The sequence below is a fragment of the Pantoea sp. SM3 genome, assembly GCF_000963995.1.
GTDB classification, from domain to species: Bacteria; Pseudomonadota; Gammaproteobacteria; order Enterobacterales; family Enterobacteriaceae; genus Pantoea; species Pantoea rwandensis_B.
This window is the reverse complement of record NZ_JZRD01000014.1, coordinates 25,456-45,147: the sequence shown is the minus strand read 5'-3', so window position 1 is coordinate 45,147 and position 19,692 is coordinate 25,456. Positions and strand designations below refer to the sequence as shown.

Here is a 19,692-nt window from a genome sequence, read left to right as displayed (position 1 = left end):
GCGGCGTATAGTGATTTGAGGAGGATCTTATGGCACTACGATATGTAATTGTTCAGCAACCGACGCACGCTGCGCAGCTGTTTTTGCTCTATCACGGCGTGAATGACAATCCTGATTCGATGGCGCAAATCGGCAACTGGTTCGCGAAAGCGTTTCCGGAAGCGCAGGTGGTAGTGGTGGGTGCACCTTACCCTGGCAGCGTGCCGCAGGGCCGCCAATGGTTTGCGGATATTCCCGCGCATGACCGATCAGAACAGCAGGGCGTCAATGCGGTGATGCCGATGTTTGTCGAATCGGTGCGCCATTGGCAACAGGCATCGGGTGTTCGGCCGGAGGCCACCGCACTGGTAGGCTTCTCTCAGGGCGGCACCATGGTGCTGGAAGGCGTCAAAGCCCATGCGGATCTGGCAGGACGCGCGATAGTGTTCAGCGGCCGCTACAGCACGCTGCCGGAGCGCGTTAGCTCTCGCAATACCATCCATCTGATCCACGGCGATTATGACGATCAGATTCCGCTGGAACATGCTGAAGCCGCTATGCAGCGCTTAACGGCGCTGGGCGGTGATGTGACACTCGATGTGGTGGACGATTTGCCGCACGCGATTGACGATCGCAGCATGGAACTGGCGTTGAATCACCTGCGTTATACCATCCCGCGTCGCTACTTCGACGAGGCGCTGAGCGGCGCTAAACCGGGTGATGATGATGTGGTGATGATGATGTGATGACGAACCAGAGTCGTTTTAACGTAACGGCGAGATTAATCGCGCATTGCTGTAGCCCATTCGCTATCCGATGCGCGACGCATCGCGCCGCTACGTTTACAGGGAGGAGATTAACCGCAGTTATTTTTTCTTCGGCCAGTCGTCGTCATCATCCCATTTATCGTTAAAGTCGCGATGCGGTGGTAAATCCGGTTTGTTATCCATAAACTTTTTGTGATCGATACGTTTTAAGTCTTTATAAACGTTCATTAAAATACCGACCATCAGCAGGATCACTAAGATCCACCAGTACTCTTTAAAGAATTCCATCCCATTGCTCCTTTAGCGTGCTTACTTAAGCGATCAGCTGTTCCATGATGCGCTGGTACATACGACTCAGCATCTGCAAATCTGACGCTTTCACGCACTCATTGATTTTATGAATGGTGGCATTCACCGGGCCCAGTTCCACAACCTGCGCACCCATCCGCGCGATAAAGCGTCCGTCTGAGGTGCCGCCTGTGGTCAGTAACTGTGGCTTAATTTCATTATAGTGCGCGACAGCATTTACCACGGCATCAACCAGTTTGCCGCGTGAGGTCAGGAACGGCTGACCGGAAACATTCCACTCCAGCGTGTAACGCAACTGATGGCGATCCAGCAGGGCGGCTACGCGCTCTTTGATCATTTGATCGGTGAGTTCGGTGCTGAACCGGAAGTTGAACTGCACGAAAAATTCACCGGGGATCACGTTATTGCTGCCGGTGCCGGCCTGCACGTTGGCAATCTGCATGCTGGTGGGCGGGAAGAATTCGTTGCCCTGATCCCATTCGGTGGCCACCAGCTCATTCAGGGCTGGCATCGCGCGGTGCACCGGGTTATCGGCCAGATGCGGATAGGCGACGTGTCCCTGTACGCCGTGAATCGTCAGATTAGCGGTCATCGAACCGCGACGACCGTTTTTCACCACGTCGCCAACGATTTCGGTACTGGAAGGCTCGCCCACCAGGCAGTAATCCATGCGCTCGTTGCGCGCCATCAGACGTTCTACCACTTTGACCGTGCCGTTGACGGCGCTGGCTTCTTCATCGGAAGTGATCAGGAAAGCCAGACGCCCTTTGTGCTGCGGATTAGCGGCGACAAATCGTTCAGCGGCCACCACCATCGCCGCCAGCGAGCCTTTCATGTCGGCAGCACCACGGCCAAACAGCATGCCATCACGAATTGAGGGTTCAAACGGCGGACTGATCCAGCGGTTGGCATCACCCGGCGGCACCACATCGGTGTGACCGGCAAACGCCAGGGTTTCGCCCTGACCACGCGTGGCCCAGAAGTTCAGCGTATCGCCGATGTGCATCTGTTCGACCGTAAAGCCAATTGCTTCCAGACGCGCCACCAACAGCGCCTGACAACCGGCATCATCCGGACTCAGTGACGGGCGACGAATAAGCTGCTGAGCCAGCTCAATGACCGGACAGAACATGTTATGACTTCTCCTGGATAAACGCGTGATAAAGGGAATCTTTGAAACCGACCAGCAAGTCACCGTTAGGGGCAGACAATACCGGGCGTTTGATAATGGCAGGCTGGGCGAGCATCACTGCTTTCGCACTGGCCGCATCGGTGACGGCTACACGCTCCGCTTCCGGCAGGTTGCGCCAGGTGGTGCCGCGCGTATTCAGTAGCACTTCATAGCCAAGCTGATCGATAAACGATTGCAGCAGCGCGTCATCGATGCCCTCCACGCGATAATCGTGAAAACGATAGTCGGTGCCGGATTCTGCTAAATAGTTGCGTGCTTTTTTTATGGTGTCGCAATTTTTAATTCCGTACATCACCCACTGCGCTGTCATCGCCTGTTCCCATCCTGTGAAAAATAAAGCGCGAGTTTACCATAGCGCTTTCATGGCAGTGACCCTCACGGCTGCGGGCACAGCGATTTATTTGTTTTTTCATGATTATTTTGGCGTTATCAAAGTTACTTATTAGATCCAGTAAACGTTTTCATTAACGTCATAAATAGTCGCCAGCAGCATCATCAGGATGCTAAGAATTATCCTAATCTGGCAAAAGCGACTTTTGATAACATCAGTGATTTTTTCCAGTGGTGATAAAGAGTTGCTGAAATGTGCGTCAGTACGCAATTTCGGCAAAATGACGCTTTTGTGCGCTTTTACCGATGGTGACAACTGGTGGAAACGTATTCACCTGTAGAAAAAAACGGCGTAGAATCACCCCTACAATAAGAGAGGGTACGATGGTCGACACCGAAATGGGAAACTGGAAAGAATTCATCGAAGCGATGTTACGCACTAAGTAATACGCGAAGAGAAAAGCAGGGCATTCCCAACTTGCTGTAATTCTAACCACACAAAGCAATAAAGCCGCTATGTCTCCGTAGCGGCTTTTTTTATGACTCAGGTTTTAATCGTGCGGCTTGTCTTTCAATGGGAAGCGACGACGCACCAGCACAAAGAACAACGGCACAAAGAAGATAGCAAGCACGGTTGCGGATATCATGCCGCCCATGACGCCCGTTCCGACCGCATGCTGGCTGCCAGAACCCGCCCCGCTGCTGATCGCCATCGGCAGCACGCCGAAGATAAAGGCCAGCGATGTCATCAGAATCGGGCGCAGACGCTGACGTGAAGCCTCCAGCGTCGCTTCCATCAGCTCGCGTCCTTTACTGTTGATCTCATTAGCAAATTCCACGATCAGGATGGCGTTCTTCGCCGACAAACCAATCACGGTAAGCAAGCCAACCTGGAAGTAAACGTCATTCTCGAGTCCGCGCATCCAGGTTGCCACCAGCGCACCCACCACGCCGAGCGGCACCACCAGCATTACGGAGAATGGAATCGACCAGCTCTCATACAGCGCGGCCAGACACAGGAATACCACCAGTAGCGAAATCGCATACAGCGCAGGCGCCTGTGAACCGGAGAGACGTTCCTGATAAGAGGCTCCGGTCCACTGGAAGCCGACACCTAAGGGCAGTTGCCCCACCAGTTTCTCCATCACATCCATCGCGGTGCCGCTACTGACGCCATTGGCTGCCTCGCCAACAATCTCCAGTGAAGAGTAGCCGTTGTAACGTTCCAGACGCGGCGAACCGGTCTCCCAACGGCTGGTGGCGAAGGCAGAGAAGGGCACCATGGTGCCGCTGCTGTTGCGCACGTACCACTTATTGATATCACCCGGCAGCATGCGGAATTCCGCTGCGGCCTGCACATAGACCTTTTTTACACGTCCGCGATCGAGGAAGTCATTGACGTAAGTCGAACCCCATGCGGTGGTCAGCGTGTCATTGATGGTATCGAGTGAAACGCCCAGCGCCTGGGCTTTACGCTGATCGACATCAATCTGCAGCTGCGGGCTGTCATCCAGACCGTTGTGACGCACACGAGACAGGGCCGGATTGCTGTCGGCCAGCTCCAGCAATTTGTCTCGCATCGCCATCAACTGGGTATGACCGATGCCGCCGTGATCCTGCAGTTCCATATCGAAACCGGAGGAACTGCCCATGCCGGTGATGGCCGGTGGGCTGCTAGCGATCACGCGGCCTTCTTTGATCTTATGGAAGGCTTTGGTGGCACGCTCGATGATAGCGAACGAGGTACGATCGCTGCCAGGGCGCTCTTCCCAGTTTTTCAGGCGCACAAACAGGCGCGCCACGTTTTGGCCGTTACCACCAGGACCGGCGCCGATGGTTGAGAACACCGATAGCACGTTGTCTTTTTCGGCGGTCATGTAATAGTTTTCGACCTTCGCCACCACATTGGAGGTTTGCTCTAGCGTCGCGCCCGGCGGCAACTGCACCTGCGTCAGGAATACACCACGGTCTTCCAGCGGCAGGAACGAGGTCGGCAGGCGGATAAACAGAAACGCCATCACGCCGATGATGCCGAGATAGAGCACCAGCCAGCGCCCACTCTTCATCAAAATACGCGCGACACCGCGCTCATAGCGTTCCGCGCTGGCGTTGAAAGTACGGTTAAACCAGCCAAAGAAGCCGCGACGTCCATGATGATGGCCTTGTTCCAGGGGTTTAAGCAGCGTCGAGCACAGGGCTGGCGTCAGAATCATCGCCACCAGCACCGACAACACCATCGCTGACACGATGGTGATCGAGAACTGACGATAGATAGCGCCCACGGTGCCGCCGAAGAAGGCCATCGGTACGAATACCGCCGACAGCACCAGCGCAATGCCCACCAGCGCACCCTGGATCTGTCCCATCGATTTTCGTGTGGCGGCGCGCGGTGAAAGTCCTTCCTCACTCATGATGCGCTCAACGTTCTCCACCACCACGATGGCGTCATCCACCAGCAGGCCGATGGCGAGCACCATCGCGAACATGGTGAGCGTGTTGATACTGAACCCACAGGCATACAGCACCGTAAAGGTGCCGAGCAGCACCACCGGTACGGCAATAGTCGGAATCAGCGTGGCGCGGAAATTCTGCAGGAACAGATACATCACCAGGAATACCAGCAGAATCGCTTCCAGCAGTGTTTTCACTACATCGGTGATCGAGGCTTTTACGAACGGCGTGGTTTCATAAGCCACTTTGGCTTCCAGCCCGTGCGGGAAGTAACGCGATAGCTCTTCTACGCGCGCGCGCACCAGCTTATCGGTATTCATTTCGTTAGCGCCAGACGCCAGCTTAATGCCGAGACCTGACGCCGCCTGACCATTGTAGCGGCTGAGGAAGTCGTATTTTTCTGCCCCCATCGCCACGTCAGCCACATCGCCCAGCGTCACCACGGAACCGTCGCTGTTGGTTTTCAGGGTAATGGCTTTGAATTGCTCTGGCGTCTGCAACATGGACTGTGCATTGACGGTGGCATTCAGCGCTTGTTTATCCACAGACGGCAAGCCGCCAACCTGACCCACGGCCACCTGTGTATTCTGCGATTCAATCGCCTTCACCACGTCATCGGTAGTGAGTGCATAGGCAATCAGCTGGTTGGGATCGAGCCAGATGCGCATCGCATATTGTGAACCATAGGCATCAACCTGACCCACACCATCGATGCGGCTCAGCGGATCCTGAATGTTACTGGCGACATAATCTGAAATATCCTGTTTGTCCATACTTCCGTCGGTAGAGACAAACGCAATCATCAGGATATTGCTGTCACCGGTTTTATTCACCGTGACGCCCTGAGATTGAACGGCGGCGGGTAATTTACGCAGTGCGGTTTGCAGCTGGTTTTGCACCTGCTGACGGGCTTCATCAGGATTGGTGCCAGCGGTAAAGGTGAGGGTGATTTGCGCCTGACCCGTGTTACTGCTGTTGGAGGACATATACATCAGGTTATCGATGCCGGTCATGTTCTGTTCGATAACCTGGGTAACGGTGTTCTCCAGCGTTTCCGCAGAGGCACCGGGATAGTTGGCAGTAATACGCACGTTAGGCGGTGCGAGATCGGGATACTGCTCAATGGGCAGGGAGATGATCGCTAGTGTGCCGCAAAGACAAAGCAAAATAGCCAAAACCCAGGCAAAAATGGGGCGGTCGATAAAAAAATTCGACATGGAACCGACACTCCTCAGCTGCGTATTTTTTACTTTTATTATGTAAAACGTGAAGCGCAGTTGGCTTCACGTCGGCGGAGTGCAAGGTGCTATCCCGAAAACTCCTGCTGCTGCTTACTGTACGCGGCGCAAATTAGAGAATCGTGGATAAATTATGGAGAAAGTGTAAATGTGGTGCTGGTTTTCTGTGCGCTGCTACACATTGCGGCTCTCTAGCCACAGCACGGTGGCGGCGACGCGCGAACGGACATCCAGTTTACGCAGCAGATTGCGGATGTGCACTTTTACCGTTTCTTCGGAAATATGCAAGGTGGCGGCAATCTCTTTATTGGATAACCCGCGCGCCACTTCCTGCAACACATCCAGTTCACGCTCGGTGAGTTGTTTGAAAGGATTGGCGCTCGGCTGGCGCGTTGCCAGATATTCTGCCACCACTTCACTAAACACATTCTCACCCAATGCACCGCGCATGACCTGCGCCAGCAATAATTCCGGCTCGCTGTCTTTCAGCAAATAGCCATCAGCGCCGGCATCGACCATGGCGTAAATATCATTGCGCGCGTCGGAAACGGTCAGTACCAAAATGCGCGAAGCGATCCCTTCATGGCGCAGGGCTTTCAGGGTATCTAAACCCGACATGCCTTTCATGTTCAGATCGAGCAATATCACATCGGGCGACAGGCGACGTGCTTCAGCCAGCGCTTCAGTGCCGTTGTTGGCTTCGGCCACCACTTCCAGACGCGGTTCCAGTGCCAGCAGTTGGCGAATGCCACGACGCATCAGCGGATGATCGTCAACGATCATAATAGTCAGGGAAGAGGGGGCCATAAATTCTCCAGTCAAAGTCCATTCAACATAAGTGTATCGCGTTAAGCCAGCCGGTGTGCCGGGCGTGGTGGGAAACGCAGCGTAACGCGCGTTCCACGCGTCTGCGGGGTAATCAGTAAGCTGCCGGAAAGTCGGGCAGCGCGCTCCGCCATTATCGTCAGGCCGTAATGGCCTGGCGGTTCTTCCAGGCTGCGGATGCCGCAACCGTCATCTTCAATCGTCAGCAGATGGAATGCGTCTTCATCGCGCTGATAAAAAATATGGATTTGCTGCGCCTGCGCGTGGCGAATAGCGTTCAGCAGCGCTTCGCGCGCAATTTGCAGCACATGCACCTGCTGTTGAGCATCCAGCGTTTGCAGTCCCGGTTGGTAATCGAAGGCGATTGTGGCGTGAGACTGTTCCTGCAACGGAGCGATCATTGCCTGCATCGCCTGCACTAAATCCGCCTGTTCGATGGTCAGACGGAAGGTCGTCAGTAACTCGCGCAGTTGCTGATAGGCCTCGGCCAGGGCGCGATCAAACTCGGCAATAATCGATTGTGCCTGGGGCTGGGTGTGATCGACATTGCGGCGCAGCAGTGTGAGCTGGATGCGCAGGAAAGAGAGCGACTGCGCCAGCGAATCATGCAGTTCACGCGCGATGGTGGATCGCTCTTCTATTAATAGCATCTGCTGGTACTGTTTTTGCGTCTGCCAAATCCATAACGAACGCGCCAGCATGTTGGCCAGGCTTTGCATCAGTTCATCGGCAGGTGGCGCTCGCCGCGTTTGCCAGCACACTTCGCCGAGTGACTGATCTTCTTGTTGCAACGGCAAACGCTGCCATTCGAGATCGTCTTCCGCCACGCCCGTCTGAAAGTCAATGCCGTCGCTGGTGATGCTCAATACGGTCAACGCCTCACGACGTTGAACCAGCCGCAGCAATCCCTGGAACAACTCCGGATTAAGTGGGCTGCTGGTGAGGACTTGCGAGCATTCATAGAGTAATTTCAGCGTGCGGTTGGCTTGCGTCAGGTCTTCCGTTTTATTGCGCACCGCCAGCTCAAGCAGGCGATAGTGCGAGTGCAGCCGTTCGGCCATGGTGGTAAAGGCTTGAGCTAACACGCCGAGTTCTGTGGGTTGGGAAACCGATAACGGCGGAAAGCTGAAATTCGCCTGCTCAACGTATTGGCTGGCCGTGACCAGTGAATCCAGCGGGCGCACCACGTTGCGACGAATAAAGCGGATGGTCCATAGCGCCAGCGCCACAATCGCCAGGAAACCAAACAGGCTGCTGGCCGCCACGAGATGCATCTTCAGTTCAGCGTAATGCTGCAGCGCCAGCACAAAACGGTCGATCTCACTGACGTAACCAGCAACGCGTTGCTGGTAGATCTGCGCGCGTTCGGGTTGCAGCGTTTGCTGCAACTGCGGCCAGCTGTCGCGCAGATAGCGATAGCGGCTGGCCACTTCCTTCGGCACCCACGGGCGTTCCAGATGCCGCAAAGCCGGCGAGCTGAGAGTTTGCTGATAGATCTTAATATGCTGCACTAACAGCTGCGGATCACGCGTGGTATCCCAGGCGAGGCGATAAATTTGCATGCGCAGTGAACCGGCGACATTCACCGCTTCGGCATCACGCAAACTGCTGGAGAGCGTTAACAGCGCCAGGCCAGTGGTGAGCAGCGACAACAACACAATCGCGCTCAGGGCACGGGCTATGGTGCGGGTAACAGGACGTTTCACTATCACAATAAAACCCTTATAAGAGCGTGGGATTATAAGGCAGCGTCTGGCGGACAGCGAGCCGGAAATCGTCACATCAGGTTACTTTTAGCAGAGAAATCCACTTCTCTTTACCTTTCCCTGGATTGCATGTCGTTAGCTGGCGAATTATTGAACGGCTTTACGGCCTGCTGTGCCTGCTTTTCATTACTTCGCTGATAATTTGCTGCGTAATCACTTTTCTGAACGGAAGACAACAGGAGCAAATGATGAAGACACCGATTGCCATTCTGACTGCTGCACTGCTTGCCACCGCAAGTTTCACGGCCTTTGCCGCGCAACCTTTAAGTGCTGAGCAGGCGGAAAACCTGCAAAGCAGCGGTACCGTTTCTATCAGCGGTGTTCGCGGTTCCATCGATGATGCAACACGTCAGCTTTCGCAGAAAGCGGAAGATAGGGGCGCCAGCCATTACCGTGTCATTGGCGTACAAAACCCAGGCGACTCCAGCCTGTGGAGCGGTACCGCAGAGATTTATCGTTAATACCCCCCGCAATACCTCCCTGTAGCCACCCCTTTACCGGCCATTCACTGGCCGGTTTTTTTGTGCACCGCGACCGATTCTTACAATTCAACTTGTGCAACCAAACGGTATTTTTTGCTTCGTTCATGCAGAACGGGTAGGATTCATCGCCGTAAATTCCCGGCTCACCGCGCGACATCGTTCCGCCGTATCGGTAGCGGGTTTTACCCCATTTCGCACCGCCGCACGCAAACGATTGGTTAGGCGATGATTGATGGTCAGGACAAACAGGAAAGCTATGAATTCAACTAAAAAAACCGCAGCCGAACAACGCGCTGCGAAAAGACGCTGGCTCAATTCCCACGACAGCGGTTACCACAAAGCAATGGGTAACCGTCAGGTACAAATGATCGCCATTGGCGGTGCCATCGGTACCGGCCTGTTCCTTGGTGCAGGCGCGCGCTTGCAGATGGCTGGTCCTGCTCTGGCACTGGTTTATCTGGTGTGCGGTATCTTCTCCTTCTTTATCCTTCGTGCGTTGGGCGAACTGGTATTACACCGCCCATCAAGCGGCAGCTTTGTTTCTTATGCACGCGAATTCCTCGGGGAAAAAGCGTCATACGTGGCAGGCTGGATGTACTTCGTTAACTGGGCGATGACCGGTATCGTGGATATCACCGCGGTCGCGCTCTACATGCACTACTGGGGCGCGTTTGGTGATGTGCCGCAGTGGGTGTTTGCTCTCGGCGCACTGGCGATTGTCGGTACCATGAACATGATCGGCGTGAAGTGGTTCGCCGAAATGGAGTTCTGGTTCGCATTGGTGAAAGTGCTGGCGATCGTGGTGTTCCTGATTGTCGGTGTGGTGTTCCTCGGCAGCGGTAAACCGCTGGACGGCAATACCACCGGCTTCCATCTGATCACGGACAACGGCGGTTTCTTCCCGCACGGCTTGCTACCCGCGCTGGTGCTGGTGCAAGGGGTGGTATTTGCCTTCGCATCAATTGAGCTGGTGGGCACCGCGGCCGGGGAGTGTAAAGACCCGAAAACCATGCTGCCAAAAGCCATCAACAGCGTGATCTGGCGTATTGGTCTCTTCTACGTCGGTTCGGTGGTGCTGCTGGTACTGCTGCTGCCGTGGAACGCCTATCAGGCAGGGCAGAGTCCGTTTGTGACCTTCTTCTCCAAACTGGGCGTGCCTTACATTGGGAGCGTGATGAACATCGTGGTGCTGAGTGCGGCGTTGTCGAGCCTGAACTCAGGTTTGTACTCCACCGGTCGTATTCTGCGTTCCATGTCGATGGGCGGTTCTGCACCACAGTTCATGTCGAAGATGAGCAAACAGCAGGTGCCGTTCGCCGGTATCCTCGTTACCATCGCGGTGTACGTGGTCGGTGTGGTACTCAACTACTATGTGCCTTCTCAGGTGTTTGAGATCGTACTGAACGTGGCCTCACTGGGCATCATCTCTTCGTGGGGCTTTATCGTGGTGTGCCAGATGCGTCTGCGCAAAGCGATTAAAGAAGGTAAAGCGGAAGACGTCGGCTTCAAGCTGCCATGGGCACCGTTCACCTCATGGTTGACGCTGCTGTTCCTGGTGAGCGTGCTGGTGTTGATGGCGTTTGATTATCCAAACGGTACCTACACTATTGCGTCCATCCCGCTGATTGCCGTGGTACTGGTGCTGGGCTGGTTCGGCGTGCGCAAACGCGTGCATGCGGAAGCCATGAAAGAGCACGACCATCATCATGACGATCAGGATGATGCGTCAGCTAAGCTGGCGGAAGATAGCTCGCGTTAATCGCAGCGATTCTCATCAACGGGGGCCTTTTGGCCCCCGTTTTCATATCAATTGTCCTTCCCTTGATCCCACATCGGGATATACACCTTTTGGGTGATATAGCCCTGTAAAACCTCAGGGTATTTTACGCCTCATCTCAAGCTGGCTAAACGAGGTGAGCGCATGACGCACTCCATTCTCCCTGAAAGCAGTTGGCACGTATGCGGTCTGGTCATCCAGGCGCGATCCCACGCCATCCCGGCGGTAAAGCAGGCATTGCTGTTGCTTTCTGATTGCGAAATCGCCGCCGAAGACAGCGCACGCGGCACGCTGGCCGTGACCTTAGGTGCCGCTGACAGTCGCGCCTTGCTGAATAACATCGAAGCCACCCGCAATATCCCGCATGTATTGGCCGTTTCTCTGGTGTACCACCAGCAAGACGAAACGGAATATCGTCACAAGGAAGCATCATGAAAGTCAGTCGTCGAGAATTTATGAAGGCCAATGCGGCCGCAGCGGCGGCAGTGGCCGCAGGACTTATGATTCCCAGCGTCACCAAAGCCGTGACCGCACTGGGCGCCCCGATCCGCTGGGAAAAGGCGCCGTGTCGTTTTTGTGGCACTGGCTGTGGCGTGCTGGTGGGCACCCAGGAAGGACGCGTGGTGGCCTCACAGGGCGATCCGCAGGCGGAAGTGAACCGTGGGCTGAACTGTATCAAAGGCTATTTCCTGCCCAAGATCATGTACGGAAAAGACCGCCTGACGCAGCCGTTGCTGCGCATGACCGATGGCCACTACGACAAAGAAGGCGAGTTTACCCCGGTAAGCTGGGATCAGGCCTTCGACATCATGGAACAGAAGTTCAAAGCGGCGCTAAAAGCCAACGGGCCTGAATCCATCGGCATGTTCGGTTCCGGTCAATGGACGGTATGGGAAGGGTATGCCGCCTCTAAATTGATGAAAGCCGGTTTCCGCACCAATAACCTCGATCCTAATGCGCGTCACTGCATGGCCTCGGCCGTGGTGGGCTTTATGCGCACTTTCGGCATGGATGAGCCGATGGGCTGCTACGATGACATCGAAGTGGCCGATGCCTTTGTGCTGTGGGGCTCGAACATGGCCGAGATGCATCCGATTCTCTGGTCACGCCTGACCGCCCGTCGCCTGAGCGATGACAACGTTAAAGTCGCCGTGCTCTCTACCTACCGTCATCGCAGTTTTGAACTGGCCGACAACGGCATGGTGTTTACGCCGCAAAGTGATTTGGCGATTCTTAACTTCATCGCCAACTACATCATTCAGAACAACAAAGTCGATAAAGCCTTCCTGCAGAATCACGTCACGCTGCGTAAAGGCGTCACGGATATTGGTTATGGATTACGCCCGAGCGATCCGCGTCAGGCCTCGGCGAAAAACCCGGATAGCGGCGAATCCACGCCGATCAGCTTCGAGGAGTACGCCAAATTCGTTGCCGAATACACGGTAGAGAAAGCCAGTGAGATGAGTGGCGTAGAGCAGGATCAGCTGATTGCGCTGGCCGAACTCTATGCCGACCCGAACATCAACGTGGTCTCCTACTGGACCATGGGCTTCAATCAGCACACGCGCGGCGTGTGGGCCAATAACCTGTGCTACAACATCCATCTGCTGACCGGCAAAATCTCGCGCCCTGGCACCGGTCCCTTCTCGCTCACTGGTCAGCCTTCTGCCTGTGGCACGGCACGTGAAGTCGGCACCTTCTCACATCGCCTGCCCGCAGACATGGTGGTGAATAACGATAAGCACCGTGCGACGGCTGAAAAACTGTGGAAGCTACCGCAGGGCACCATTCCCGCCAAAATCGGCCTGCATGCGGTCGCACAGGATCGCGCGCTGAAAGACGGCAAGCTGAATGCGTACTGGGTGATGTGTAACAACAACATGCAGGCGGGTCCGAACCTGACCCAGGAGCGCATGCCGGGCTGGCGTGATGCACGCAACTTTATCGTGGTGTCCGATCCTTATCCCACCGTCAGTGCTTTGTGTGCGGACTTAATCCTGCCGACGGCGATGTGGGTGGAGAAAGAGGGCGCTTACGGCAACGCCGAGCGTCGTACCCAGTTCTGGCATCAACAGGTGAAAGCGCCGGGCGAAGCCAAATCGGATCTGTGGCAGATGGTGAATTTCGCTAAGCGTTTCCGCGTGGCAGAGGTCTGGCCGGAAGCGTTGATTGCCCAACAGCCGGCGCTGCGGGATAAAACTTTGTATGACGTGCTGTACGCCAACGGCCAGGTTAATCAATTCCCGTTGAGCGAAGTGGCCGACGATCGACTGAACGACGAGGCGCGCGATTTTGGCTTCTACATCCAAAAAGGCCTGTTTGAAGAGTACGCCAGCTTTGGTCGCGGACACGGTCACGATCTGGCGCCATTCGATGCCTATCATGAAGCGCGCGGATTGCGCTGGCCGGTGGTGAATGGCAAAGAGACACGCTGGCGCTATCGCGAGGGCTTTGACAGCTATGTCAAAGCGGGCGAGGGCGTACGTTTCTATGGCAAGCCAGATGGCAAAGCCACCATTTTTGCCCTGCCGTATGAGCCACCTGCTGAAGCGCCAGACGCCGAGTACGATCTGTGGTTCTGCACTGGCCGCGTGCTGGAACACTGGCACACCGGCACCATGACGCGTCGCGTGCCGGAACTGCATCGCGCCGTGCCGCAGGCGCTGCTGTATATCCATCCGCTGGATGCCAAAGATCGCGGTTTCCGCCGTGGCGAGAAGGTCCGCGTGGTGTCACGTCGGGGGGAAACCGTGGCGACTGTCGAAACGCGCGGACGTAACCAACCGCCAAAAGGGCTGGTGTTTATGCCGTTCTTTGATGCTGGCGTGCTGGCTAACAACGTCACGCTGGATGCCACCGATCCGCTATCGAAGCAGACCGATTACAAAAAATGCGCCGTTAAGCTGGTCAAAATTTAAGGCAGGATGCAATGAAACCCTTATTTACTCTTATCACCGTTGCCGCTCTGACGCTGGGCGGCGTGGTTTACGCGGGTCATGGCGTGGATCTCACGCAATCCCCGGAAGTCACGGCCACGCAGCAGGGCACGATCCATCAGCCAAAAGAGCAGAGCCGCAAACCGCTGAACTACGTGAATCAGCCGCCGGTGATCCCGCACAGCGTCGATGGCTATCAGGTGACGAAAAACGTCAACCGCTGCCTGCAGTGCCATGGCACACAAAGTTACCTGACCACCGGCGCACCGCGCGTGAGCCCAACACACTTTACCGATCGCGATGGCCTGGTGAGCAGCACGGTATCGCCACGTCGCTACTTTTGCTTGCAGTGCCACGTCCCGCAGACCGATGCCAAACCAGTGGTGGAGAACACCTTTAAACCGGCCAATGGCTTTGGGCAGTGAGGTTATTAATGAAAGAAAGATTATTACGCATCTGGCGCTGGTGGCGACGCCCCAGCCGCTTAGCACTGGGCACGCTGCTGATTTTGGGTTTTGCCGGTGGGATTATTTTCTGGGGCGGTTTTAATACCGCAATGGAGATGACCAACCGCGAGCAGTTCTGCATTGGCTGCCATGAGATGCGCAACAACGTGTATCAGGAGTACATGCAGACGGTGCATTACAACAACCGCAGCGGCGTGCGTGCTACTTGTCCGGATTGCCATGTGCCGCACGAATGGGGCCCGAAAATGCTGCGCAAATTGCAAGCCAGCAAAGAGGTGTACGCGAAGGTGTTCGGCCTGATTGATACGCCGCAAAAGTTTGAAGAGACACGTATCGAGCTGGCTCAGAACGAGTGGCGCAGGATGAAGAACAATAACTCGCAGGAGTGCCGAAACTGCCACAACTTCGAGTATATGGATTTCACCGCGCAGAAGACGGTGGCAGCAAAAATGCACAGCAAAGCGGTGGAGGATGGGCAAACCTGTATTGATTGCCACAAAGGGATTGCGCATCACCTGCCGGATATGAGCGAGCAGAAGAACGGTTTTTGACGCTCCAGTCAGCCCGGTGGTCAGGAACAAACCGGGCACCTGGGTAACAGGTTAACCGGACACACAGGTCATTGTCATTGATGCGGATTCGGTCAGCGACTCTGCATTAAATGGCAGAGTCGCCATGGAGGGAGACCCGTCTGTGAATGCCGGGTCTCCACAATACCCTGTATCCGGTTCGCCAATGCAATTCAGATAGTTTTCCCCGCCGCTAGCGCCTATTATCTCAGGCTCCCTCATTAAGCGGTGGAGCGGCCATGTCGTTAAAGATCAACATCATTAAAGATAAGTTACTGTCAGATAATTACTTTATCCTGCGTAACTTCACCTACGAACTGACCCGTAGCAACGGCGAAGTCATTCGCCACAAACGCGAAGTCTATGATCGCGGCAACGGCGCCACCATCCTGCTTTATAACCGCGATAAAAACACCGTGCTGCTGATTCGTCAGTTCCGCATTGCGACTTACGTTAACGGTAATGCCAGCGGTGAATTGATTGAGACCTGCGCGGGTCTGCTGGATAACGACACGCCGGAAGTTTGCATCCGCAAAGAAGCGATCGAAGAGACCGGTTATGAGGTCGGTAAGGTCGAGAAGCTGTTTGAAGCTTATATGTCTCCGGGCGGCGTGACGGAAATCGTCCATTTTTTCGCAGCAGAATACAGCGATGCGATGCGCGCCAATGCCGGTGGTGGCGTGGAAGATGAAGAGATTACCGTGCTGGAGTTGCCTTTCCCGCAAGCGCTGGCGATGGTGAAAGACGGCCGCATCCTCGATGGTAAAGCGATTATGCTGCTGCAATATGCGCAAATTGCGGGTTGGCTGCGAGCTTAAACTTTCAAAATCTAATTAAGCCACGAGTCAATAAATGGTGGCGAATTGCCTGTGGCATCAAACAGTTTTGCTCTTTTTAACAACGCGCAATCAAGTTTATGAGCAGGCAGGGGCCGCCTCAAGGCGGCTCCAGACTGCGTTATCACGATTGGTTCAACTAACATCACCGATACGCTGTTAGCTCAAATCAAGCCATCACTTCCAACGGCTCCGGCACGCACTCCGGATGTGCCTGCATACGCGCCAGTGCTTCAGCGTAAGACGGCATAGAGTTGGCCGCACCAGAACGCTCGACACACAGCGAAGCAAACGCCGAGGCAAACAATGCCGCCTGTGGCAGTTCATCACCAGAGGCTAAACGTGCTGCCAGCGCACCGTTAAACGCATCGCCCGCGCCGGTGGTATCCAGCGGTTGCGCCGGGAACAGCGGAATGCGCAGCGGCTGCTGTTCCGCATTGGACAGCAGTGCACCCGCCATCCCCAATGTGATAATCACCTGACGCGCGCCTTTACGGTGCAGCACTTTCGCCGCTTTCTGTGCGCTGGCAAAATCCGTGACCTTCACCCCGGTAATCTGCATCGCTTCGGTGCTATTGGGCGTCAATAAATCCACCTTTGCCAGCAGCGCATCACTCACTTTCTGCCACGGCGCTGGGTTTAAAATCACAAAGGTGCCCCCCGCACGCGCATTATCGATCATGCGCTGAATGGCATTCAGGTTGTTCTCCAACTGCACCAGCAAAATATCGGCCGCCGCCACGGTAGGCTGACAGCGCGACACTTCGGCCGCCGTCACGGTGGTGTTCGCGCCCGGAAACACCGAAATCATGTTTTCTGCATCATCCCCGGCCACATAGATTAATGCGTTGCCGGTGGGCTTCTCTTTGCAGGTAAACAGCGTGATCGCATCGAAACCGGTCTTTTCCAGGTGACGACGGGCAAAGGTGCCAAAATCATCGTTACCCACTTTACCGATGTAGTGCACGCGCGCCCCAGCGCGCAGCGCCGCTGTGGCCTGGTTGGCTCCTTTGCCACCCGGCCCCATCATGCTGTTGTGCGCAGTCAGTGATTCACCGGGCATTGGAAAACGGTTCATCACCGCGACGACGTCGAGGTTAAACGAGCCAAACACACACACTTTTCCTTTCATCATGCACTCCTGAACAGGCGTTCGGCGGCTAAACAGGCACCGCGACAGCCGGTGTGATCGGTGGATTGACTAAACACGATCTTCAAATTGTCACGTGTGGCCGGTGGACGCAGATGCTGCTGAATCTGACTGCGTAACTGCGCCAGCGGGAAGTCCGCCATCGCCAGCACTCCGCCACCCAGAATCAGGTATTCGGGATCGAGGATGTTCATTTCGGTGGCAATCAGCTGCGCCAGACGATAAACAAAGGCCTGCAACTCCGGATGGTCGCCATGTTGCGTAAACAGCGCCGACATATCGGTATTCGGCACGTGAGCCTTAGCCCAGTGACTCAACCAATTGCCCGAAGTCACCGTCTCCGCACAACCCCGGTTGCCGCACGGGCAGGGCAGATCGTTACCGGCGATCGGCACATGGCCCAATTCACCCGCGCCGCCGTGCTGGCCGTGATAGAAGCGGCCATTAATCCACAAGCTGTTGCCCATGCCGGTACCGGGATACAAACCTACCGCGATATCCGGCAACTGCTCCAGCTGCATTAAATCCCACATCATCAGATGGTTAACATCTTTATCCATCGCCACCGGCACGCCAAGACGTTCGGTGAGGATCGCCGCCACCGGCTGATGATCCAGCGCCTGAATAAACGGCAGCGAAATCACCTGCTGACGATCGCGACTCAGTATGCCGGGCAATCCCAGCATCACGCCGCTCACCGGTTGCTGCTCCAGTGTTTCACTGATTAACTGCCCGAGTGCCGTCAATGCGTCGGGCTGCTGCGCCCAGCTGGCCGTCGGCACCTTGCGGAAGCTGGACCAGATGCGTCCCTCTTCCATCAGCTGCAGACGTGTGCCGGTGCCGCCAATGTCGATACCCAGCCAGCGTGGAATCATGCGGATACCTTCGCCAGGCCCTGAGCTTCATCAATGCTGTCACGCATCATGTCCCAGGCCGTTGCCAGATCGTCATGGATGTTAAACAGGCCCGAGGTACCGACGATCAGCACTTCTGCACCCGCACCGACCAGCGTATTGTAAGTGCGCGTGTTGCAGGAACCATCGATCTCAATCAGATATTTGTGGCCATGCTGCTGCTTCAGGGCTTTCAACTCCTGCACTTTGGCTACCATTTCCGGGATGAATGGCTGTCCGGCATAGCCAGGATCCACGGTCATCACGGTGATTTTGTCCAGCAGATGAATATAGTGATGGATAAACGACACCGGTGTGGCCGGGTTCAACACCACGCCGACTTTCTTGCCAAAGCTGCGAATCAGGTTGATCACGCGGAACGCATCGCGGTTGATGGTTTCTGCGTGTGGGCAGATGTAGTCGGCACCCGCTTTGGCAATCACTTCAATGAAGTCGGTCGGGTGTTCCACCATCAAATGCACATCCAGCGCCACTTTGGTGTGTGGGCGAATCTGCTCAATAAAGAACGGCGACAGCGTGATGTTCTTAACGTAGTGACCGTCCATGATATCGATATGGAGGAAGTCTGCGCGGGAGTCCAGCACTTCCAGCTGGTGCTTGATCTCCATCAGATTCATACACATCAACGACGGGGAGACTTGAATACGCATTAGACTTCCTTTTTTTCGGTCAGAGGATTAAGGGCCGCAGCGAGCTTGCTCAGCTTGACGGCACGATGTTCATTAAAACGGGCTTTAAATTGTTTGAAGGCCAACACCACAATCAGCACTGCGCCCCACATCGCCAGGCTTACGTGCTGGCTGATGTTCATCAGATTGAAACCGGTTGAGAGCACTTGCAGGGCAATCAGCGCCAGTACCACACCCGTGACGCGGCCGAAGCCACCGTTCGGGTCGGTGCCGCCGAGAATAATCGCCAGTACGGTCAGCAGCAGATACGCATCGCCGTAACCCATACGCGCCGAGTTAAAGCGCGCCATCATAATCAATCCGGCTAACACGCACAGCAGGCTGGAGATGACGTACACCAGCACCACCATGCGATGCGTGTTGATGCCGCTGAACCAGGTCGCGTTGATGTTGCTGCCGCCCATGTAGATACATTTACCGGCGCGGGTTTTGCCGAGGAACAGCGCCAGAAGCGCGGCCGCAATCAGAAATACCCACAGCGGCAGCGGCATACCCAACAGCGTGTTGGAACCCAGCGCTTGCACCACCGATGGCATACCGCTGACAGCCGCACCTTTGGTCAGCCAGATACCGATGCCGTTCAGCGTCATCATGGTCGCCAGCGTCACCAGAATGGGGTGGGCACCAATTCGCGTCACCATCACGCCAGTGATCACACCGATAAAAGCGGCAATCAGCATCGCGCCGACGATAGCGATAAACAGCCACAGCAGTTGCTGACCGGTGCCGGCATCAGCGGGCAGGGCGCTCATTAGTGTCCAGGCGATAAACAGTGCGGTCAGGTTGGCGGTGGCGATAATCGCCAGGTTCAGGCCGCCGCTGAGGATGGCGATAAACATCGCCAGCGTCAGCAAGCCAAGTTCCGGCAACTGAAACGCCATACTCATAAAGGTCGAGTCGGTCATAAAGCGGCCCGGCAGCATGAAGGTGAAGACCGCCAGAGCCAGCGCAATCAACAGCATCAGGCCGATATTGGTGCCGTCCGGACGCAGAGCAGAGAGTGATTTCATGTGAA

At 55.5% G+C, this 19,692-nt stretch carries 19 protein-coding genes; 9 read left to right on the top strand and 10 right to left on the bottom strand.

Going from position 1 to position 19,692, the window contains the following annotated elements:
- Positions 1–29: 29 nt before the first annotated feature.
- Positions 30–725 (top strand): esterase, encoded by a 696-nt coding sequence (ypfH, locus tag VI01_RS09115; RefSeq protein WP_045814886.1) that lies wholly within the window; start codon positions 30–32, stop codon positions 723–725.
- A 120-nt stretch (positions 726–845) separates the two neighbouring features.
- Here ypfH and VI01_RS09110 read toward each other — a convergent pair whose 3' ends face one another.
- Genes VI01_RS09110 through VI01_RS09100 form a run of 3 tightly spaced genes read right to left on the bottom strand, consistent with a single transcriptional unit; the run spans position 846 to position 2,557 of the window.
- On the bottom strand, positions 846–1,034 hold the full coding sequence (locus VI01_RS09110; RefSeq protein WP_034825779.1) for a YpfN family protein: 189 nt from the start codon (positions 1,032–1,034) through the stop codon (positions 846–848).
- 25 nt (positions 1,035–1,059) lie between these two features.
- Positions 1,060–2,187, bottom strand: coding sequence for a succinyl-diaminopimelate desuccinylase (dapE, locus tag VI01_RS09105; RefSeq protein ID WP_034825781.1), 1,128 nt, complete (start codon positions 2,185–2,187; stop codon positions 1,060–1,062).
- A 1-nt stretch (position 2,188) separates the two neighbouring features.
- Entirely contained in the window at positions 2,189–2,557 is a 369-nt protein-coding gene (locus tag VI01_RS09100; RefSeq protein WP_045814885.1) for an ArsC family reductase, read from the bottom strand.
- Positions 2,558–2,883: 326 nt separating this feature from the next.
- Between VI01_RS09100 and ypfM the strand changes: the two genes are divergently transcribed.
- Positions 2,884–3,024, top strand: coding sequence for a protein YpfM (gene ypfM, locus VI01_RS25910; RefSeq protein WP_197079580.1), 141 nt, complete (start codon positions 2,884–2,886; stop codon positions 3,022–3,024).
- 104 nt (positions 3,025–3,128) lie between these two features.
- On the opposite strand, the gene acrD is transcribed toward ypfM, so the two are convergent.
- From acrD to narQ, 3 genes are all read right to left on the bottom strand, one after another.
- A complete protein-coding gene (gene acrD, locus VI01_RS09090; protein ID WP_045814883.1) occupies positions 3,129–6,245 on the bottom strand; it encodes a multidrug efflux RND transporter permease AcrD in 3,117 nt (1,038 codons plus the stop codon).
- A 195-nt stretch (positions 6,246–6,440) separates the two neighbouring features.
- Positions 6,441–7,073, bottom strand: coding sequence for a response regulator (locus VI01_RS09085; RefSeq protein WP_034825787.1), 633 nt, complete (start codon positions 7,071–7,073; stop codon positions 6,441–6,443).
- Positions 7,074–7,114: 41 nt separating this feature from the next.
- Positions 7,115–8,803 carry a nitrate/nitrite two-component system sensor histidine kinase NarQ gene (gene narQ / locus VI01_RS09080; RefSeq protein WP_045814882.1) on the bottom strand — a complete coding sequence of 563 codons (1,689 nt, stop codon included), beginning with the start codon at positions 8,801–8,803 and terminating at the stop codon, positions 7,115–7,117.
- Between the two features lie 242 nt (positions 8,804–9,045).
- On the opposite strand from narQ, the gene VI01_RS09075 reads away from it, so the two are divergent.
- The 7 genes from VI01_RS09075 to nudK all read left to right on the top strand — a co-directional run bounded on the left by VI01_RS09075 (position 9,046) and on the right by nudK (position 15,906).
- Positions 9,046–9,318: a YdgH/BhsA/McbA-like domain containing protein gene (locus tag VI01_RS09075; protein ID WP_045814881.1), complete on the top strand. Its 273-nt coding sequence runs from the start codon at positions 9,046–9,048 to the stop codon at positions 9,316–9,318.
- A gap of 277 nt (positions 9,319–9,595) precedes the next feature.
- Positions 9,596–11,098, top strand: coding sequence for an L-asparagine permease (gene ansP, locus VI01_RS09070; RefSeq protein ID WP_045814880.1), 1,503 nt, complete (start codon positions 9,596–9,598; stop codon positions 11,096–11,098).
- Between the two features lie 162 nt (positions 11,099–11,260).
- Positions 11,261–11,551 (top strand): chaperone NapD, encoded by a 291-nt coding sequence (locus VI01_RS09065; protein WP_045814879.1) that lies wholly within the window; start codon positions 11,261–11,263, stop codon positions 11,549–11,551.
- Complete coding sequence (gene napA, locus VI01_RS09060) at positions 11,548–14,034, top strand: nitrate reductase catalytic subunit NapA (RefSeq protein ID WP_045814878.1); 2,487 nt, start codon at positions 11,548–11,550, stop codon at positions 14,032–14,034. The genes VI01_RS09065 and napA overlap by 4 nt, the downstream gene beginning before the upstream one ends.
- 11 nt (positions 14,035–14,045) lie before the next feature.
- Positions 14,046–14,477 carry a nitrate reductase cytochrome c-type subunit gene (gene napB / locus VI01_RS09055; protein WP_045814877.1) on the top strand — a complete coding sequence of 144 codons (432 nt, stop codon included), beginning with the start codon at positions 14,046–14,048 and terminating at the stop codon, positions 14,475–14,477.
- An 8-nt stretch (positions 14,478–14,485) separates the two neighbouring features.
- Positions 14,486–15,070, top strand: a complete 585-nt coding sequence (gene napC, locus VI01_RS09050; protein ID WP_038645518.1) for a cytochrome c-type protein NapC — start codon at positions 14,486–14,488, stop codon at positions 15,068–15,070.
- 257 nt (positions 15,071–15,327) lie between these two features.
- A complete protein-coding gene (nudK, locus tag VI01_RS09045) occupies positions 15,328–15,906 on the top strand; it encodes a GDP-mannose pyrophosphatase NudK (RefSeq protein ID WP_045814876.1) in 579 nt (192 codons plus the stop codon).
- A gap of 187 nt (positions 15,907–16,093) precedes the next feature.
- On the opposite strand, the gene VI01_RS09040 is transcribed toward nudK, so the two are convergent.
- From VI01_RS09040 to VI01_RS09025, 4 genes are read right to left on the bottom strand one after another with little or no spacing between them, the layout of a single operon-like run.
- Entirely contained in the window at positions 16,094–17,056 is a 963-nt protein-coding gene (locus VI01_RS09040; RefSeq protein ID WP_045814875.1) for a ribokinase, read from the bottom strand.
- Positions 17,056–17,949 carry an allose kinase gene (gene alsK / locus VI01_RS09035; RefSeq protein WP_038645524.1) on the bottom strand — a complete coding sequence of 298 codons (894 nt, stop codon included), beginning with the start codon at positions 17,947–17,949 and terminating at the stop codon, positions 17,056–17,058. The genes VI01_RS09040 and alsK overlap by 1 nt, the downstream gene beginning before the upstream one ends.
- Complete coding sequence (gene alsE, locus VI01_RS09030) at positions 17,946–18,638, bottom strand: D-allulose 6-phosphate 3-epimerase (RefSeq protein WP_038645526.1); 693 nt, start codon at positions 18,636–18,638, stop codon at positions 17,946–17,948. Before alsE ends, alsK begins: the two co-directional genes overlap by 4 nt.
- A complete protein-coding gene (locus tag VI01_RS09025) occupies positions 18,638–19,687 on the bottom strand; it encodes an ABC transporter permease (protein WP_038645528.1) in 1,050 nt (349 codons plus the stop codon). Before VI01_RS09025 ends, alsE begins: the two co-directional genes overlap by 1 nt.
- Positions 19,688–19,692: the final 5 nt, after the last annotated feature.